This window comes from Synechococcus sp. MIT2312, from assembly GCF_059772315.1.
Genome location: NZ_CM186281.1, coordinates 1,085,545 through 1,102,159, shown reverse-complemented (window position 1 = coordinate 1,102,159; position 16,615 = coordinate 1,085,545). Strand labels below are relative to the sequence as shown.

Annotated in this window: 14 protein-coding genes; 9 read left to right on the top strand and 5 right to left on the bottom strand. The window is 52.6% G+C overall.

The features are described 5' to 3' along the window. Positions 1-13: 13 nt before the first annotated feature. Positions 14-1,264, bottom strand: a complete 1,251-nt coding sequence (gene cbiE, locus AC6EI9_RS06455; protein WP_498469668.1) for a precorrin-6y C5,15-methyltransferase (decarboxylating) subunit CbiE — start codon at positions 1,262-1,264, stop codon at positions 14-16. A gap of 164 nt (positions 1,265-1,428) precedes the next feature. Here cbiE and AC6EI9_RS06450 point away from each other — a divergent pair, with 164 nt between their 5' ends. The 6 genes from AC6EI9_RS06450 (at position 1,429) to AC6EI9_RS06425 (ending at position 8,548) form a co-directional block, all read left to right on the top strand. Next, positions 1,429-1,755 (top strand): hypothetical protein, encoded by a 327-nt coding sequence (locus tag AC6EI9_RS06450; protein WP_498469667.1) that lies wholly within the window; start codon positions 1,429-1,431, stop codon positions 1,753-1,755. A gap of 173 nt (positions 1,756-1,928) precedes the next feature. Continuing rightward, the gene (locus AC6EI9_RS06445; RefSeq protein ID WP_498469666.1) at positions 1,929-2,150 is read left to right on the top strand and encodes a hypothetical protein; all 222 of its coding nucleotides are present in this window, start codon (positions 1,929-1,931) and stop codon (positions 2,148-2,150) included. Between the two features lie 360 nt (positions 2,151-2,510). Beyond that, positions 2,511-3,404, top strand: coding sequence for a DUF1254 domain-containing protein (locus tag AC6EI9_RS06440; protein WP_498469665.1), 894 nt, complete (start codon positions 2,511-2,513; stop codon positions 3,402-3,404). 583 nt (positions 3,405-3,987) lie between these two features. After that, positions 3,988-5,553, top strand: a complete 1,566-nt coding sequence (locus AC6EI9_RS06435) for a DUF1254 domain-containing protein (RefSeq protein ID WP_498469950.1) — start codon at positions 3,988-3,990, stop codon at positions 5,551-5,553. 41 nt (positions 5,554-5,594) lie between these two features. Beyond that, on the top strand, positions 5,595-7,148 hold the full coding sequence (locus tag AC6EI9_RS06430; protein WP_498469664.1) for a DUF1254 domain-containing protein: 1,554 nt from the start codon (positions 5,595-5,597) through the stop codon (positions 7,146-7,148). 101 nt (positions 7,149-7,249) lie between these two features. Further along, a complete protein-coding gene (locus AC6EI9_RS06425) occupies positions 7,250-8,548 on the top strand; it encodes a flavin monoamine oxidase family protein (RefSeq protein WP_498469663.1) in 1,299 nt (432 codons plus the stop codon). A 27-nt stretch (positions 8,549-8,575) separates the two neighbouring features. Here the strand turns inward: AC6EI9_RS06425 and AC6EI9_RS06420 are convergent, their stop codons facing one another. Further along, positions 8,576-9,778 carry an outer membrane protein gene (locus AC6EI9_RS06420; protein ID WP_498469662.1) on the bottom strand — a complete coding sequence of 401 codons (1,203 nt, stop codon included), beginning with the start codon at positions 9,776-9,778 and terminating at the stop codon, positions 8,576-8,578. Positions 9,779-9,871: 93 nt separating this feature from the next. Between AC6EI9_RS06420 and AC6EI9_RS06415 the strand changes: the two genes are divergently transcribed. Both AC6EI9_RS06415 and AC6EI9_RS06410 read left to right on the top strand, forming a co-directional pair. After that, complete coding sequence (locus tag AC6EI9_RS06415) at positions 9,872-10,912, top strand: neuromedin U (RefSeq protein ID WP_498469661.1); 1,041 nt, start codon at positions 9,872-9,874, stop codon at positions 10,910-10,912. A 182-nt stretch (positions 10,913-11,094) separates the two neighbouring features. Continuing rightward, entirely contained in the window at positions 11,095-11,943 is an 849-nt protein-coding gene (locus tag AC6EI9_RS06410) for a formylglycine-generating enzyme family protein (RefSeq protein ID WP_498469660.1), read from the top strand. Here AC6EI9_RS06410 and AC6EI9_RS06405 read toward each other — a convergent pair. Continuing rightward, positions 11,935-12,303 (bottom strand): hypothetical protein, encoded by a 369-nt coding sequence (locus AC6EI9_RS06405; protein ID WP_498469659.1) that lies wholly within the window; start codon positions 12,301-12,303, stop codon positions 11,935-11,937. The two genes, AC6EI9_RS06410 and AC6EI9_RS06405, sit on opposite strands and share 9 nt — an antisense overlap. Before the next feature lie 305 nt (positions 12,304-12,608). Here AC6EI9_RS06405 and AC6EI9_RS06400 point away from each other — a divergent pair, with 305 nt between their 5' ends. Beyond that, positions 12,609-15,032, top strand: a complete 2,424-nt coding sequence (locus AC6EI9_RS06400) for an arylsulfatase (protein WP_498469658.1) — start codon at positions 12,609-12,611, stop codon at positions 15,030-15,032. A 76-nt stretch (positions 15,033-15,108) separates the two neighbouring features. Here AC6EI9_RS06400 and AC6EI9_RS06395 read toward each other — a convergent pair whose 3' ends face one another. Both AC6EI9_RS06395 and AC6EI9_RS06390 read right to left on the bottom strand, forming a co-directional pair. Continuing rightward, the gene (locus AC6EI9_RS06395; RefSeq protein ID WP_498469657.1) at positions 15,109-15,717 is read right to left on the bottom strand and encodes a hypothetical protein; all 609 of its coding nucleotides are present in this window, start codon (positions 15,715-15,717) and stop codon (positions 15,109-15,111) included. Positions 15,718-15,726: 9 nt separating this feature from the next. Continuing rightward, positions 15,727-16,599 carry a bile acid:sodium symporter family protein gene (locus AC6EI9_RS06390; protein WP_498469656.1) on the bottom strand — a complete coding sequence of 291 codons (873 nt, stop codon included), beginning with the start codon at positions 16,597-16,599 and terminating at the stop codon, positions 15,727-15,729. Positions 16,600-16,615: the final 16 nt, after the last annotated feature.

The following is a 16,615-nucleotide window of genomic DNA, read 5'->3' as shown; positions in this document are numbered from 1 at the left end:
TTGATTCTGCAGGTCAGCCCTGGGCTTTGGTGCCACTGAGAATGAAGACTGGGTTCATCGGTGCCAACCGGGTGCCATCAGCAAGAGGTTGGCCTCGATAAGCCTGTTGCTGACTGATCTGGATCGACCAGCTGGCGTTGTCCAGAAGTGGTCGCAGCTCTGCCAGTGCTTCCACATTGGCCATGGGAATCACCACCGCCCCGCCGGGGTTCATGCGATCGATCACAGCCTCGAGCAGCTGAGCTCGTTGGCGACCACCTCCGCCAAGAAGCACGCGATCAGGTGTTGGCATCTGATCAAGAACCGTCAGGGCATTGGCTTCGATCACCTTTGCTGGCGTCACACCCAAACGCTTGGCATTGGCTTGAATCAGCGTTCCGCCGCCGCTGCGTTGTTCCACGGCAAACAGTTGCAGTTGCGGTCTCAGCCGCAAGGCTTCCAGCCCCACGCTGCCGGTTCCGGCTCCCAGATCCCAGAGAACTCCTTGTTGCGGCAGCCGGAGATCAGCCAGCAGCTGGATTCTCACTTCCCGCTTGGTCATCAGCCCAGGCCGGTCCTGATGTTGCAGAAACATGCCGTCGTCCAGTCCGAACAGGGGCAGGGAGTCTGGAATGGTGTCGCTGGGTGGTTCCGCCAGCAACACAACCAGGTGCAATGGATTGAGATCAGTGGGGATCGGCTCGGCTGAACTCAGGCACTGGACGCGCTCATCAGCATGGCCCAGTGCTTCAAGCAGCCAGAGTGCATAGCTGGTCTGCAGCCCGCTGCTGCTGAGGATGCGTCGAACGTCGTCGACGCCGCCACGGCTGGGATCCGTGAGTACAGCCAGGGCCGACGGGCGTTGCTGCAGCCGTTGGATCAGTGGAGCTGAATCGCGACCATGCAGGCTGATCCATTCCGCGTTCTGCCAGGGTCTGCCAAGCCGTGCAAAAGCCAGTTGCAGGGATGAGGGGCCTGGATGAAAGCGCAGATGCTCTCGCCCCAGGCGTGCGATCAAGACACGGCCAATGCCGAACCAGAGGGGATCGCCACTGGCCAGCACCACAGCCCGTTGGTTGCAGTTGAGAGCGGCCAGGCTCTTGCAGAGGCTGATCGGATCGTCGCTGTTGATGCACCTTGTTGAGCACTGACCCTCCAGCCACTGCTCCAGTGCTTGTTGCATCCTTTGCGGTGCGGCAATCAGATCGGCTTGTCGCACCAAAGCCTGGAGTGCTTCAGGGAGCGAGGCAGGGGCACCGGCGTCGGTACCGATCACATCAATCATGGTGTCATTCTCACGTCAGCACCAGGCGCTGACGCACAGCAGTGGTCTAAGTCCCGGTCCTGGATGCCATCGCGCTGAGATCAGTTCGGTCTGTGTGCTCAGTTGATCTCGCTCTGTTGTCTTGTGGTTGCCAAAACAACCAATCCCATCCTTAAAGCAGCGCATTGCTGCTGGATTTTATGGTTTTGGGGAGAAAATACTCAATCACTTCTCCCGGACACATTTTGGGCTTCCAGACAGCAACAATTGATCGGGGTTGTCTGAAAGATGCCTGCAACATTCTCCCAGATTTTTGTAGCGCAATGGATCTGAGATTAATTCAATTCCTTTCTGAATGCCGCGATGAAGAGCACGAAGCGATTGATCGTTGGTTGTCTCATGCTTTTCAGCCAGTCTCAACGACAATGGCAGGAGTGATCAGTGTTGCAAGGGGTATGACACGGCTGGCTGAGTTTCTGGGGACGACCGAATCAGCGGCACGTCATGCTTGATCTGTGATCATTTGATGAATGAAAGTTGATAACTTGATAGTTGTTTGCTGAGCGACGTCTCGAGTGGTTAATTGTGGCTCGAGTCGCCGCATCAATCATTACTCGCTACCGATTCATTGAACTTTAGGTTGTCGTCCTGAATTCTTATGATGTTCATTTGCGATTGATCTCGAATGGCCGCGAGTCGGGTCGATCGGATATCCAGCGTTCACTGGTGGTTGCCTCACAAAGATATTGGAGTGATGTTGAGACAAGCCCACTCCACTTTTAGTGATGATTTTCAGGGCGAAGAAATTCAAGAAATGATGGAACAATGGGTTGAAAACGTCTGCCGGTTGTCAGAAGGAGATATGCGTGATCTTCTTAGCCTGGTGAAAGAATTCTCTCTGGATTAAAAAGTAAAGGGATCTGTTGTGATTCAGTCTTGACGTTCAATCACAGGGAACAAAACGTTCGATGATTTCCTGAGTCAGGCCTTGCATGGCCGGGTATTCAAGGCATTGCTATTAAGTCTTTAGTTCATACAACGATGGTCTGTGAGCATGTCATTGCACCGTGGAGCCTCTCTTCTTTTTGCCTCTGCGATGGGATGCGCTGCCTTAACGGGTCTCAACGGCAGAGCCGACACTGTCAGGCTGGCATCGAGTGGTCAGAGCTGCCCGCAAGCGGCGATTGAGCAGACCGCCACGGCGGTGACACCAGTTACCAAGGCCAACTATGCCTTTGCGGAAACTGAAGTGATTCTTGCTGACTACGTGCGCAAGATCGCCAAAGGCACCTGTAGTGATGGCGTGGGCGTGTTCTTCCATCAGAAGACGGCCCAGGATCCCAAAGAGCGTTCCATCCTGCGCCCGAATTTCGACACGCTGTATTCCTTCGCGGTACTGGATCTCAACAGTCCGGCCACTGTGGTGTTACCCGACACCGATCGTTATCAGATTCTCGAGGTCGTGGACGATGAGCACTGGATCCCGCTGATCAGTGACAAGCCCGGGAGTTACACCCTCACTCAAGACTCCATGGGGAGCCGTTATGTGTTTGCTTTCGTGAGGACTCAAGTGAACATGCAGGATCCTGAGGATCTCAAGCAGGCAGCTGCCGTGCAGGACCAGATCAAGCTTGAGCAGAGCGAGAAGGGGTCTTTTGTTGTGGGGCACAAGTACGACATGAAGCAAATTCTGGCGTTGCGTGCTGACTACAACGCGCGACGGCAGCCGGAGGGGATCACCTCGGAAATGGCTTTTGGTAAGAGAGGTCAAATCAGCTCTGAGATGCGCAACTTCGGGGTTGCCATTGGCTGGGGTGGTCTTCCTAAGGAAGGCGCTGTTTATCCATTCCCCAAGGTTGTTGACTCGACAGAGCCTCAGACGCTGACTCTCAAAAATGTTCCGATTGATCCGCGGGCCTTTTGGTCAGTCACTGTTTACGATAAAGATGGATTCTCTGTCGGAGAGAGCTATAATATTAACAGCGCTTTTGCCAAGAAAAATGAGCAAGGTGACTATGTAATCCATCTCGGTGGCGATAAAAGCCAGGACAATTATCTCGATATTTATCCAGGCTGGAATGCCGCTATTCGCATCTACTCGCCAACGAAGGCTTACTTTGATGGTTCCTGGACTTCTCCTCAGTTTCAACCGGCTCAATGAGCTGGACGCCCGGGTTTTATGCCCGGGCTTTTGATGATTGGCTTGATTTAAGAGCGTGCTGCAAACTGATCGGTCGCGCAGACTTGCAATGAAAGCTGCCATGCAGATTTCATAGATAATTCCTTTCAAGATGATGCCGCTGACCTCTTCAATAGGATGGTCGGGCCTAAAGTTAGCTCCTCTTAATAGGCCTCTAAGTGTGCAAAAAAAGGCACGAACATTCCACTAGCCCTCTAGCCCCAAGCGCCAGCTGGATAGATCGTCGACGATCCCAGCTTTGCCGCGCAGACGATGGCTGCACGGATGGAAAGAATTCCTGAGCCGTAGTCTTCCAGCTTGTTATTGCATTCATTGAAAACTAGCCAATTCCTCGTCGTGCCGTTTCTCCGATGATGACGATTGTGCTCACGCCATAGGCCAAGGCTTGTGTACATTCCGTGATAAATAGCAGCCTCCTTCTTCGTTGTGATTAGGAGGGTCTCAAAATTGTGATCCTGATCGGGCATATCTTGATTATTTTTGTTTTGTGCGTGTTGTGCTGTGGCTATGACAAGGATCGACATCATCTTTATGTTATTTGGGCATGTCAGGCATTTCTAATCAATTGCGCAGACGCTCTTCTGTCTTGTTGCTTTCAACGTTGGCATTGACTGCTGTTAGTGCAACAGGACGTGTTGTGAAGGCTCAGGTTCCTGAGGGCTATACCACGCCGATCCCTGAAGAAATTTTTACACCGGATCAAGTGACCACGAGCGTGGGCACTTTTCGTTTCTTTGACGGCATGCCCGATGCCGCCACGGTTGAGGCCAGTTTCGACAACCTGAAGTTTATCCGTGCCTATGAAACTTTCCTCACCATGATGCCTGCTGCCAGCATTGAAATGTTGCGGCATGGCCATGCTCAAATCGGTGTGGATGATCACACCAAGGTGAATTTGATGTCACCATTGAATTCAAATCCGCTGTTTCTTACAGGCAATACAGATACCGTCTATGGATCTGCTTTCTTTAATCTTAATGACACTGGTCCATTGGTGATTGAGGTTCCTGCTGGTCTGGGCCCTGGAACAATCAATGATGCATACTTCCGTTTTGTTGCCGATACAGGTGGGCCTGGTCCAGATAAAGGCATGGGTGGCAAGTATTTGATTCTGGGCCCCGACGATGAACAACCGGCGAACACGGATGGTTATTTTGTTTTTCGTTCTCCCACATACTCCAATTGGCTGATTCTAAGGGCTTTTCTGGATGAGGAGGGCAAGCCAGATAAAGCAGTCTCTAATTATGAGAATGGTTTGCGTATGTACCCGCTTTCCGAGAAGAATAATCCTCCTCAGATGACCTTCATTAAAGGAGGAGATAAAGTCTATAACACTGTTCATGCCAACAATTTTGAGTTTTTTGTTGAGCTGAATCGTGTGATCCAGCGAGAGCCGATTGATTTCCTCGACCCTGAAATTCGTGGACTTGCCTCGGCCATTGGCTTGGAAAAAGGAAAGCCATTCAATCCATCACCAGCTGATAAAGCCTTGTTGGAGGAGGCCGTTCAGGTTGGCGTTGCCTATGTGCGTTCTGATATGGCTACGCCACGTGCTGCAGACGCATACCTTTATGAGGGAAGCAAGCAGTGGTTCCTTGCTTTTGCTGGTGGAAGTTATGAATGGCTGAAGGATGGAGGTCAGGGTGGCCGTTATCTTGATGCCCGTAATAATTTCTTCTGGGCTTACACAGTGAATACTCCCGCCATGGTGCTGGAGATGATTGGTGCTGGCTCTCAATACGCAATTGCTGGTACGGATGTTGAAGGGAATTACCTCGATGGTGGTAAGACTTATAAGCTGACAATTGATGCCAATCCTCCGGCTAAAAACTTCTGGTCGATAGTTGCCTATGACCCACAAACTCGTTCTCAGCTTCAGACTAACCAACCTTTTCCGGCAAAGAATAGTCAGCGCGATCAAGACATGATTGCGAATGCTGATGGATCAGTAGACGTCTACTTTGGTCCTGAAGCGCCTAAGGGGAAAGAAGCAAATTGGATTGAAACTGTTCCAGGGAAAGGCTGGTTTATGGCATTTCGTTTGTATGGGCCGTTGAAGCCCTGGTTTGATCAGACTTGGAAACTCAACAATATTGAGCCCATTCGCTGAAGTTTCTTCTTTGACACCATTAGCCCCATTTTTTTATTCTCATGAATCGCTTTTCTTTGCCTTCAGCTGTCCTTGCTGCTTCAGTTGCTTTGGGCTCCTCAGCCACGTTTGCTCAGGCTGGTGATGTTCGACTTAAAAACTACAACACTCCAATTCCGGTCGATGTTTTAACTCCTGACACTGTTCGCACTCGTGTCGGAACGTTTAATTATTTTGATGGTTTTCCTGATGATGAGACCAAGCGTCGCGCCCGTCGACAAGTTGACCTGGGTCGCGGTGTTCAGACATTCTTGAACTTCATGCCAGCAGCTTCGCTTGAGATGCTGTATGTGGGCCACCGTGATGGTCACGGCCTCAAGTCAAACCAAGATATTGGAATCTTCGAAGACTTGATGAGTTCCAAGTCTCTTTGGCTGACTGGTAATACCGATACGGTCTACGCCTCCGCTTTTCTCGACTTGAGCGATGGCCCTCTGGTGGTTGAGGTCCCGCCTGGGACTGGCCCAGGCACCGTGAATGATGCCTTTTTCCGTTTTGTGATTGATATGGGTGGTCCTGGTCCTGACAAGGGAAAGGGTGGCAAATATCTGATTCTTGGCCCAGGACAAACAGCTCCTGCTGATGTCGGAGATTATTATCTTGCTCAAACACCCAGTAAGATCAATTGGTTGATTTTGCGAGGTTTTCTAGATCAACAAGGTAGTACTGAAACAGCAAAGACTGCATTTAAAACGGGATTAAAGGTGTATCCGTATGCTGATCGTGGCAACCCATCAGATAATCAATTCGTAAATCTTACTGGCCTGACGGTGAACACCATTCATGCTAATGATTTCACATTTTATGAGGAGTTGAATGATGTGATTCAGCGTGAGCCATCCGAAGTATTCTCACCCGAATTGCTTGGTATGGCGTCTGCTATTGGCATTCAAAAAGGTAAGCCATTCAATCCTTCGCCCGAGCAGAAAGCTCTGCTTACAGAAGCTGTTGCGATTGGCAATGCCACAGCGCGTTCAATCCTGTTTGCTCCTCAAGACCCCAAGGCATACATCTATCCAGGCAAAGCTGGCTACTGGCAAACCGGATTTCCTGGGGGTAATCACGAATATCTCGTGGATGGTGGCAACGGGGGCCGCGATATGGATGGACGCACCTTGTTCTTCTACCTGGCCACTGTCAACACGCCTGCGATGGTTTTGGAGATGCCAGGAGTGGGTTCGCAGTACACCTTCTCTTCTCGAGACAGTAGCGGTTCTTATCTCGATGGCTCCAACAGCTACTCGATGACCATTCCTGCCAATCCTCCGGCTAATCGTTTCTGGTCATTTGTGGTTTATGACCCTCAAACTCGTTCGATGTTGCAGAGCGATGAGATGCCTTATCCCAGCAAGAACAACACGCGCAACACCGACATGGTCAAAAATGCTGATGGCAGCATCACGCTCTACTTCGGCCCTGAAGCACCTGACGGCTTGGAGGCTAATTGGATCAAAACGGTCCCCGGCAAAGGTTGGTTCGGAATCTTCCGTCTCTACGGCCCGGGGCAGGAGTGGTTTGACCGCACCTGGAAACTGGGTGCCATTGAAAAGGTCTGAGCTTGTCTCTTCTTTGCACCCTGTGCTGATTGATTTCGGGCGGGTTGATTCCGCCCGACCTCATTCAGGCAGACCATTGACTGATTTTTTGGATCGTGAACATGACAACCGTCGATGTGGTGGTGATTGGTGGTGGCTTTGCCGGCGTCACCGCTGCCCGTGATCTGCAGAAGCGTGGATTGAACGTGTTGGTGCTTGAGGCGCGCGATCGTTTGGGTGGTCGCACCTGGAGCGCCGATCGCAATGGATTTCACGTGGAGCTGGGTGGCACCTGGATTCACTGGACCCAACCCTTTGTGTGGGCCGAAAAGGAACGTTACGGCCTCGAAATTCAGGAAACGCCTGGCTGTGTCGCTGAGCGGGTGGCAATCAAGGTGGATGGGCAGGTTCAGGAGTTGCGCGAAGATCAGCTCGGTGAGTTTGTCTCGGGTTTTGAGCAGTTCTTCGCTGAAGCTCAACAAGTGTGGGAACGTCCCTACGACTCCCATTACAACTGGCCTGCGATCAAGCAACGTGATTCCCTGAGTGTGGCCGATCGTCTCGCTGCTCTGGATCTCACGCCATTACAGCGCACCAGTATTGGTGGCTTTCTCGAAATTCTGTCGATGAATCAGCCGGAGAACGCCTCCTACTTGGAGATGATGCGCTGTTGGTCGCTCACGGGGTGGAACTATTCCCTGTTCAACGACTCAGCAGCCCGCTACAAACTCAAGCGTGGCACCGGCGCTCTGGTGCAAGCGATGGCCAGTGATGGTGGCTTCGATGTGATGCTCGACACCAGCGTGACATCCGTGCAGCAAACGGCCAACGGGGTGACGGTGACGACAGCGACTGGTGAGCAGGTGACTGCCAAGCGCGCTGTGGTCACCGTGCCGCTGAATGTGCTTCACAATGTGACGTTCGACCCAGCGCTGAAGCCAGTGAAAGTGGAGGCTTCAAAGCTCAAGCATGTGGGTGGTGGTGCCAAGGTGTTTTTTGAAGTGGAGGGCGATCCAGGTGCGGTGATGACTCTGGCCAGATCAACCGACTCTGCTCTGATTGGCAGCTTCACCTATCAGCGCGGTGATCAACGATCGGTGTTGGCCGGTTTCAGTTTGGAGCCGGATGCACTGGAACGATCAGTTGCTGATTGGCAACCTGTTCTTGAGGAGTTTGTGCCCGGTATTCGGCTGCTGTCCACCTTTGGGCATGACTGGGGCACGGACGTTCTCTCTCAGGGGAGTTGGTGTACGTACCGGCCTGGCACCTTTGTGCGCTTCGCTGATCAACTACCGAAGTCAGACAACAATCTCTTCTTTGCCTCGGGTGACCATGGCGAGGGATGGCGCGGCTTTATTGAAGGCGCCATTTCCAGTGGATCCAAGACAGCAGTGGCTGTGGCAGCGAGCCTCAACCACTGAACGATGCGTTCCCTCTAGTAGCGGAGTTCAGTCAAACAGCCAGCGCAGGCCAAGGTTGACTCCGCTCTGATAGGAGCTGTAACCATTGTTTTCGCTGCCTCCTTCAAAATAAGCAATTCCAAAGTATTTGTAGGAGAGCGAAATTTGAGCCGAGTTTCCAAGTGCATAAGCAATGCCAGCTTGGGCTGTTCCACTTAGATCCTGGCTGCCACTCAAGCCAAACCCGCCTGCATCAAGATAAGCGAAAGCCTGCCAATCTTCGCTGATTGCATAAGTGCCAAACATTCCCACCATTGGCTGAACCCAAGTGTTGCCCCAGCTTGCATTGGAAGATCGTTCAAGTTCTCTGGAATTTGATTTGCTGACTTTGACTCCTTCCACAGTGACATCTGCTTTGCCTTTGATGTTGAAGTCTGTTGATAAATTCGCGTCGATAAATCTTGCACCCACTAGCCCAAGAAAGCTTGAGCTGCCTTTTTTCATGCGTGGTTTTTGAATTGCACCAGCTCGGTAACGCATCGCAAGATCAAAAATCGTTTGGTTGGCGTCAACGTCAACATCTAAATCACCTTGGATACGAATCGTGCGTGTTCGTAGGGGCGAAGTAATACCTAGCCTGTTTTTGAGTGGGTTTTGCGTTTCAAAAAAGGATGATTTCGAGGTGGATGCTGACAGGGTTGCGTAATTGATTGCAGCTAAAACACCCAGTCTGCCGTATTCAACTTGAGCTTTTAAAGTCAATGCCTCATCGATTGACTTGATCACGTCTGACAACGGAAGGTCTACTTCTGTTGTATTGCCTTCAATTGTTGATGTGCTGTTGGTTATGGGTGGTAGGAATGCGTAGAGGTCGAGATAAACGCGCCAGGAATCTTCCTCCTCTTGTTCGTCTTCACTTTCAGAAGCACTGTCGTTGGATTGGCTCAGAACCAAGGGTTCCATCGCATTTGCAGAATCCGAATCGACCGCTCCGCTGATCTCAGTATTCAGGATTTCCGGCTCAGGTTGATTGCCTGAATCACCTGTTCCCACTTGGTTGTGGTCGTTATTTTTGATCAGCGCAGCAACGCCTGGGTTGTCAACTTGAATCTCAGTAGACTCGTGCAAGGGTTGCGCCGTGGCCCCAACGCAAAGGGTGCTCAGTGGTGTGAGGAGTGCGAGGGGCAGGTAGCGAACCACAAGGTCAATGGAGGTTGGGCGAACCGTAGGGGCTCTATTGATGTCCTGCATCTTGATCTGATCCCAATCGTGCAGATTTGTTGAGATCAGTCTTGGCCTAATTGCGTAAAGGTATTAAAGATCGCATGTTTTTAATCCATGCTGATGGGCCCGCTTTTTCGTCAAAGTCTTCGCTTCATCGGCTTATTGAGCTTCGCTGCTCTTCTGTTCCCCTCGGCTGTTGAAGCGCGCGAGCCGTCAGAGTTTTTGGTTGACGAGACCGTTGAATTTGATTTCACGCCCCTCGTCCTCGCTGACCTTGCACAGGCACCATCTGGTTCACAAGAGCCTGGTACTGATAATCAACCGGTCACCGTGACGCCTGGCGAATCAGCCTCTGCAGAGGATGCATCGCTGGCGAAGGCGGCACAGAACCCGATTGCCAGCTTGATCAGCCTGCCGATTCAGTGGAACAGCACTCCGAACAGCCAATGGGCTCCGAATGTTGAGATTCCCACGGGTGATCCAGAACAGCCCACCTACAAAACCAATTTCAAGCACAACCAGACCCAGAACGTTGTCAACGTGCAACCCGTTGTCCCCTTCAAGGTGAGTGAAGGGCTGACGCTGGTGACCCGAACGATTGTTCCGTTCATCTCTCAGCCATGGGCCCGTGGCACCAACATTCAGGGCTTGGGTGACATCAATCCTTCGGTCTTTTTTGTGCCGACCCTGAAGGGTAATTTCACTGTCGGCGTGGGCCCAACGCTGATTATTCCCTCAGCAACTGATACCAGGCTGGGATCGGGGCGCTGGAGCGGTGGTCCAACAGGGGTTTTGGTCTACAGCAAAGGAAAAGTTGTTGCAGGTGGTTTGATCAATAATGTTTGGTCATTCGCCGGTGGTGGCAAAAAAGATGTCAATAAAATGTTGATTCAGCCGTTTTTGAATTACAACCTGCCCAAGGGTTGGTATCTCACAAGCTCGCCAATTATCACCGCCAACTGGATGAATGAAGACAACAAAGGTTGGATGGTCCCGGTCGGGGCTGGCGTCGGGCGTGTTTTCAAGCTAGGAACCCAGCCCATCAATACTTCACTCAGCGCTTATTACAATCTTGTCAAGCCTGAGATTGGTGGTGAAACGCTTGCTGGCGACTGGACATTCCGGCTTCAGGCTCAATTCCTGTTCCCCACAGGCGGCTGAATCAGTCTAAAGAATTGATGGTTCTGGGCAGCAGCATCTTGCTTGAGTCGTTTTGACTGAAGCGAGGTGCTTTTTCTTTGAAGCGGCTCCAAGTCTTCTCACAAATTGTGATCTTTGCGGTTCTCTTTTCTTCGCCTCAATACCCTGACTTCATTGGTTAATTGATTGATTCATTCATTGACATGGCTGACCGACGCGATCAGATGATCAAGATCCCTGCAGGTAACTATGCAATTGGATCAGATTCTTTTTATCCGGAGGAGGCCCCAGTTCGTTCAATTGAGGTCCGCTCATTTTTGATCGATGCCGCTCCGGTGACCAATGCCGAGTTTGCTCGTTTCGTCTCGGAGACCGGCTACGTCACCGTTTCGGAAAAGCCACCCGATCCTGTTCTGTATCCAAATCTTCCACCGGATCAGCAGAACCCAGAGTCGGCGGTGTTCATTCCGCCTCCGCCATCAGTTGATCGCAATCAACCGATGTCGTGGTGGGCCTTGATTGAGGGAGCCGATTGGAGGCATCCCCAGGGGCCAGATTCAGGTATCGACGACTTGATGGATCACCCTGTGGTGCATCTCGCCTACGACGATGTTCTGGCCTATGCCCATTGGGTCGGCAAACGGCTCCCCACCGCTGAAGAGTGGGAGGTGGCTGCCCGAGGTGGTCTAGTGGAGCAGAACTACTCCTGGGGTGAAGAGATGACTCCCGATGGTCAGTGGCTGGCCAATGTTTGGCAGGGCCTGTTCCCCTGGACGAACGAACAAACGGATGGATGGTTCTGGACGTCTCCCGTGGGGACATTCCCCCCCAATGGCTACGGATTGGTCGACATGTGCGGCAATGTGTGGGAGTGGACCTCCACATTGTTCCCCGTTGCCAAGGGTGAACAGGAGAGGCGAATCATCAAAGGAGGCTCATTTCTCTGTGCCGAGAACTATTGCCATCGCTTCAGGCCGGCAGCCTTGATGGGACAGACCACCGACACGGCAACCTGCCATATGGGCTTCCGTTGTGCTGCCGATTCAGCCTGAGTGATGGGCGAACTGATCGCGAATCATCATTCCGCCAAGAACCACGTGAATGAGAGCTCCGGCCCAGACCGTAGCCCCGCCTGATAGCGCCTGAGATCCCAGCGTGATGAGAAGCACTGCGGCGCTGCAGTTGTAAACCAGCAGCCCCCGTTTTGCTGGTAGTGGACAGGGGGATTCCCAGCAGGCCACGCCTAGTCCGAGTAGTGCCAGGCCATACAAACGCGTCAGTTGCTCGCCAGCGTCGCTTGCTGGCGAGCTGAAGAGCTGCTCCATGACTACTCCTGGCAGTAAAAGCAGCGTGACTCCTGTGATCAGTTCAATCGCGCTGGCCAGGCGGTAGAGCGCGGAGCGAAAAGGCAAGGCGTCTTCCTCGGTCAATGGTCTGCAGAAAAGCTAGGCAAGCTTTGGTCTGCTAGCCGTGGATGGCTGATGCTCTGCGGGTTCGTGATTCAGCTTGGTCTGCTGGTCCCAATTGTGCAGATTTGTCCTGCGTCTCAGACGCCAGTCAACAGCTGCAGCTAGCAGAAGGTGATGTCTCTTTCCCCTTGGCTTTGTTGTGAATCACGCCTCTTGAGAGGTTCCTCCAACCGGCAGTGCCTGCTGAGTTGAATGCGAGTCATTTATGGGCCCGCACGTCTGTTCACTTCTTCATTCGCTTTATCAGCATGCTTGATCAAGTCAATGTGTCCAAGCTGATCCGCCATCTCGCTGTGGGTAGTGGATTGCTGTTGCTCGCAAGCCTTTCCACCTCCTGTACGGATCAGAAGCAGGCCTTAGGAGGAAACCTGGATCGGACCAATTTGCCGATTGCCGAGCCAAAGCCTGAAAAGGTCACCAAGGCTCTCCCTTCAGAGGTTCCATTGCCTCCGCAGTGGGAGGTGACGGCACCAAAGGACGCCCCCAATGTGGTGATCATCCTTCTCGATGATGTGGGTTTTGCCGCACCTTCCGCTTTCGGCGGTGCGGTGAATATGCCGACGGCGGAAAAGCTGGCTGACAATGGCCTGCGCTACAACAAATTCCACACCACAGCTCTCTGTGCGCCGACCAGGGCGGCTTTGAAATCGGGACGCAATCACCACAAGGTGAATATGGGATCGATCCCAGAGATCGCAACTGGTTATGCGGGTAATTCCACCGTGGTGCCGGATTATGCCCAGCCGGTTGCCGAGATTCTGAGACTGAATGGCTACAACACCGGTGCTTTCGGCAAGTGGCATGAAACGCCGGGTCGGGAGACCACGGCAGCCGGTCCTCAGACCCGTTGGCCAACGCGGCAGGGATTCGAGAAGTTCTACGGCTTTGTTGGCGCGGAAGACAACATGTGGGATCCAACGATCCACGATGGTGTCACCGTTGTGGATGCACCCAAGAAAGATGGGTATCACTTCACTGAGGACATGACCGATCAGGCGATCGGTTGGATGCGACAGCAGAAATCGATCAAGCCGGATAAACCGTTTTTCATCTATTACTCATCCGCCGGCTCTCACTCCCCTCACCATGTGAGCAAGGAATGGATTGCCAAATACAAAGGCAAGTTCGACGAAGGCTGGGATGTTCTGCGCGAGCGCAATCTTCAGAATCAGATCAAGGCCGGGATTGTTCCTGAAGGCACTCAGATGGCCAAGGCGCCAGACAGTATTCCCAAATGGGACAGCCTCACGCCACAACAGCAGAAAATCTATGCACGTCAGGCCGAGGTTTTTGCTGCCTTTACGGAGTATTCAGATTATGAAGCTGGCCGTTTGATCCAGGCGATCGACGATCTTGGTGAGCTTGATAACACCTTGGTGATCTATATCACTGGTGATAATGGCGCCAGTCCCGAAGGGGATAGGACTGGCCAGTGGAATTGGAACCACTACCTCAATGGTGTTGAAGAAACGCCTGACGAACAGGAGGCCAAGCTTGATGAGTGGGGTGGGCCTACCACCTATCCCATGTATCACATGGGCTGGGCGATTGCCTTTAATTCACCCTTTGCTCTCTCCAAGCAAGTGGCCGGCGATTTCGGTGGAACACGCAATGGCACGGTGATTCATTGGCCGAAACGCATCCAACAAGGTGGTGGTGTGCGGACCCAGTTCTCGCATGTGAATGATGTGGCCCCAACAATCCTTGAGGCGGCCAATCTGCCGATGCCCAACACAATCAATGGCATTGATCAGATCCCCATGCAAGGAACCAGTCTGCTGTATACCTTTGACAATCCAGATGCCAAAGAGAAGCACAATACGCAGTATTTTGAGATTATTGGTAACCGAGGCATCTACCACAACGGGTGGATGGCGAGGACAACAGTGATGTATCCCTGGATGGCGCCGAAACGAATGAATCCGGTTGCAGACGATTCTGGTTGGCAGCTGTTTGACACCACCAAGGATTTCAGCCTCTCGAATGATCTCGCCGATCAGGAACCGGACCGCCTTGTGGCCATGAAGAAGAAGTTCATGGAAGAGGCCATTGATAATCAGGTCTTGCCGCTGGATGATCGTCTTCTCGAGCGTCTTGTTCCTTCTGTTGCCGGTCGGCCGACACTTCTGGGTGATCGGACGTCCATGGATTTGTATCCCTATGCCTGGAATATGGTCGAGGACTCGATCCTCAATGTGAAGAACACCTCCAGCAGTATCACGGCTCAGTTGGATGTGAAGCCAGGCCAGAAAGAGAATGGAGTGATCTTCTCGCAGGGTGGTCGCTTTGGTGGCTGGTCTCTCTATGTAGAGAACAATGTGCCTGCTTACACCTACAACTACATGGGTAAGCTGTACACCTTCACCAGCAATCAGTCATTGCCAGTTGGTCAATCTCAGCTTCGCTTTGAGATTGATTACGACGGTGGTGGTGTCGGCAAAGGAGCCAATGTGCAGATGAAGATCAACGATCAAGTGGTTGCCATTGGTCGCATTGATCAGACCATTGCCTCTCGATTCTCGATTGATGAAGGTGCTGATGTTGGTCTTGACCGCGGCTCCGCGGTCACGGTCAAGACCATTGGTCCTCGGCGTTACAGCGCCTATGGCGGACAGATTGACAAGGTCACCCTTGAGATCTATCCCAAGGAGACCGATGCCAAGAAAAGCTGATTGAATCGACCTTCAGCTTTTGGATGGTGATGTTGCTCTCCTGAGCAGCATCACTTTTTTATGGCCGGTGATTGGCTTAATGCGGATGATTGCGTTGGTAGGTTCTCAAGCGATGACTGATCCAACCAGGCCCAACTAGGCCGAGAATGATGATGGTGAGCGTTGTTGTGAGACGACTGGAGAGAGTTCTTGCTTCTTCCAGTCCGTTGAACACAAAGGCAATGGCAACGAGAACACCGAAGACTCCTGTGAACGTTCCACTGAGGGACTTGAGCAGGTCACCGATCGAGCGGCCCTCAACAGCATCGGGGTCGATGCCGATATGGCGACCGGCCAGAACACCTGTGATCCCCAGAATCACGATCAGAGCCAGTCGCTCCCAGGGGGAGTAGGCGGATGCAGCTTCATCGGCTCGCTGCATCTCATGCACCATTGAGGATGCTGTTCCAAGGAAGCTGCCGGAGCAGAGACCGATGCTGCCCCACCACTGCACTGGTGTTTTCAGGTGATTGCGCAGCCTGCTCAGCAAAATCAAAACGATGCAGCTGACCGTGACGTCTGCAAGCAGCGGCAGATTCAGATTGATGGCGTAGCCAATCCCGGCGCCGAGCAGCAAGGCAGCCATATCGCCTCCCTTGCGTGGGTTCTGTTTCAGCAGCAGCTTCGGAGTTGATGGGGTTTTCATGGATTCGCTCTAAGCGTCTCCTGTGATCTGTTCCTGGCTTGCATTGGTCTGGCGCCATTTCATGAACGGTGCTGTACCCGCCGCTGTCACGACGACGTACCCCACCACGGCCGCCTTGAGGTCAATGGCGTTAGGAGCCATGCCTTGAATGATGAGCAGGGCAAGACCTGGATTACGCATGGAGAGCACCAACGGCAGGGTGCTGCGTTCGTCGTGGTTGTCTCCTGCGACGACATATCCCAGGCCAATGCCGATCCAGGTGAGGATGAACATCAGCAAGGCTCCTCTGAGGTTGCCGATCAACATCGGCGTCACCTTCGGCAACGCCACGATCAGGATCAGGGCCAGCAGCACCAACAGAAGAATGCTCGCGCCTTTCTGAATCACCGGATTCCAGCGTTCAGCCCAATCCGCACACCAGCGCCGCAGCGACACGCCCACAAGCAGCGGAATCAACTGAACAGTGAAGACCTGGAAGGCGACGTCTTGAGAGGCAACGCTCCAGATGGTCTCCCCCGCTTCCAACGGCAACTGAGTGACCCATAAAGGCACACTGATAATTGCAGCACAGGCTGACCAGAACTGCAATCGTGTTGCCAGTTCAGGGTTTTCCGCCAGCTTCTTGCTCTTTAGAGCGATCATCGGCGCGCTGGGACAGATCGCCATCAGCATCACCGCTGTTGTGATGGCAGGAGACAGCCCTTGTCCGAGTGGGGTCCTCAGCAGCAGCAAAGCCGCCAGTGGCAGGACCACGCAGGTTGCCAACACGACGCGCATGATCAGTGCTGGTCTGTGTTTCAGCAAGTCGAACTGCTGGCTGGGCAGATTCAGGCCCAGAGACACCATGATGAAAAACAGGGCCAGAGAAATCAGGATTGACATCAGAACAGGAGAAGAT

What these genes read in the sequence shown, in the direction of transcription:
- cbiE (WP_498469668.1), bottom strand. Translation starts at nt 1,264, where the DNA reads ATGATTGATGTGATCGGTACCGACGCCGGTGCCCCTGCCTCGCTCCCT.
- AC6EI9_RS06445 (WP_498469666.1), top strand. Translation starts at nt 1,929, where the DNA reads ATGGCCGCGAGTCGGGTCGATCGGATATCCAGCGTTCACTGGTGGTTG.
- AC6EI9_RS06435 (WP_498469950.1), top strand. Translation starts at nt 3,988, where the DNA reads ATGTCAGGCATTTCTAATCAATTGCGCAGACGCTCTTCTGTCTTGTTG.
- AC6EI9_RS06430 (WP_498469664.1), top strand. Translation starts at nt 5,595, where the DNA reads ATGAATCGCTTTTCTTTGCCTTCAGCTGTCCTTGCTGCTTCAGTTGCT.
- AC6EI9_RS06425 (WP_498469663.1), top strand. Translation starts at nt 7,250, where the DNA reads ATGACAACCGTCGATGTGGTGGTGATTGGTGGTGGCTTTGCCGGCGTC.
- AC6EI9_RS06420 (WP_498469662.1), bottom strand. Translation starts at nt 9,778, where the DNA reads ATGCAGGACATCAATAGAGCCCCTACGGTTCGCCCAACCTCCATTGAC.
- AC6EI9_RS06415 (WP_498469661.1), top strand. Translation starts at nt 9,872, where the DNA reads ATGGGCCCGCTTTTTCGTCAAAGTCTTCGCTTCATCGGCTTATTGAGC.
- AC6EI9_RS06410 (WP_498469660.1), top strand. Translation starts at nt 11,095, where the DNA reads ATGGCTGACCGACGCGATCAGATGATCAAGATCCCTGCAGGTAACTAT.
- AC6EI9_RS06400 (WP_498469658.1), top strand. Translation starts at nt 12,609, where the DNA reads ATGCTTGATCAAGTCAATGTGTCCAAGCTGATCCGCCATCTCGCTGTG.
- AC6EI9_RS06395 (WP_498469657.1), bottom strand. Translation starts at nt 15,717, where the DNA reads ATGAAAACCCCATCAACTCCGAAGCTGCTGCTGAAACAGAACCCACGC.
- AC6EI9_RS06390 (WP_498469656.1), bottom strand. Translation starts at nt 16,599, where the DNA reads ATGTCAATCCTGATTTCTCTGGCCCTGTTTTTCATCATGGTGTCTCTG.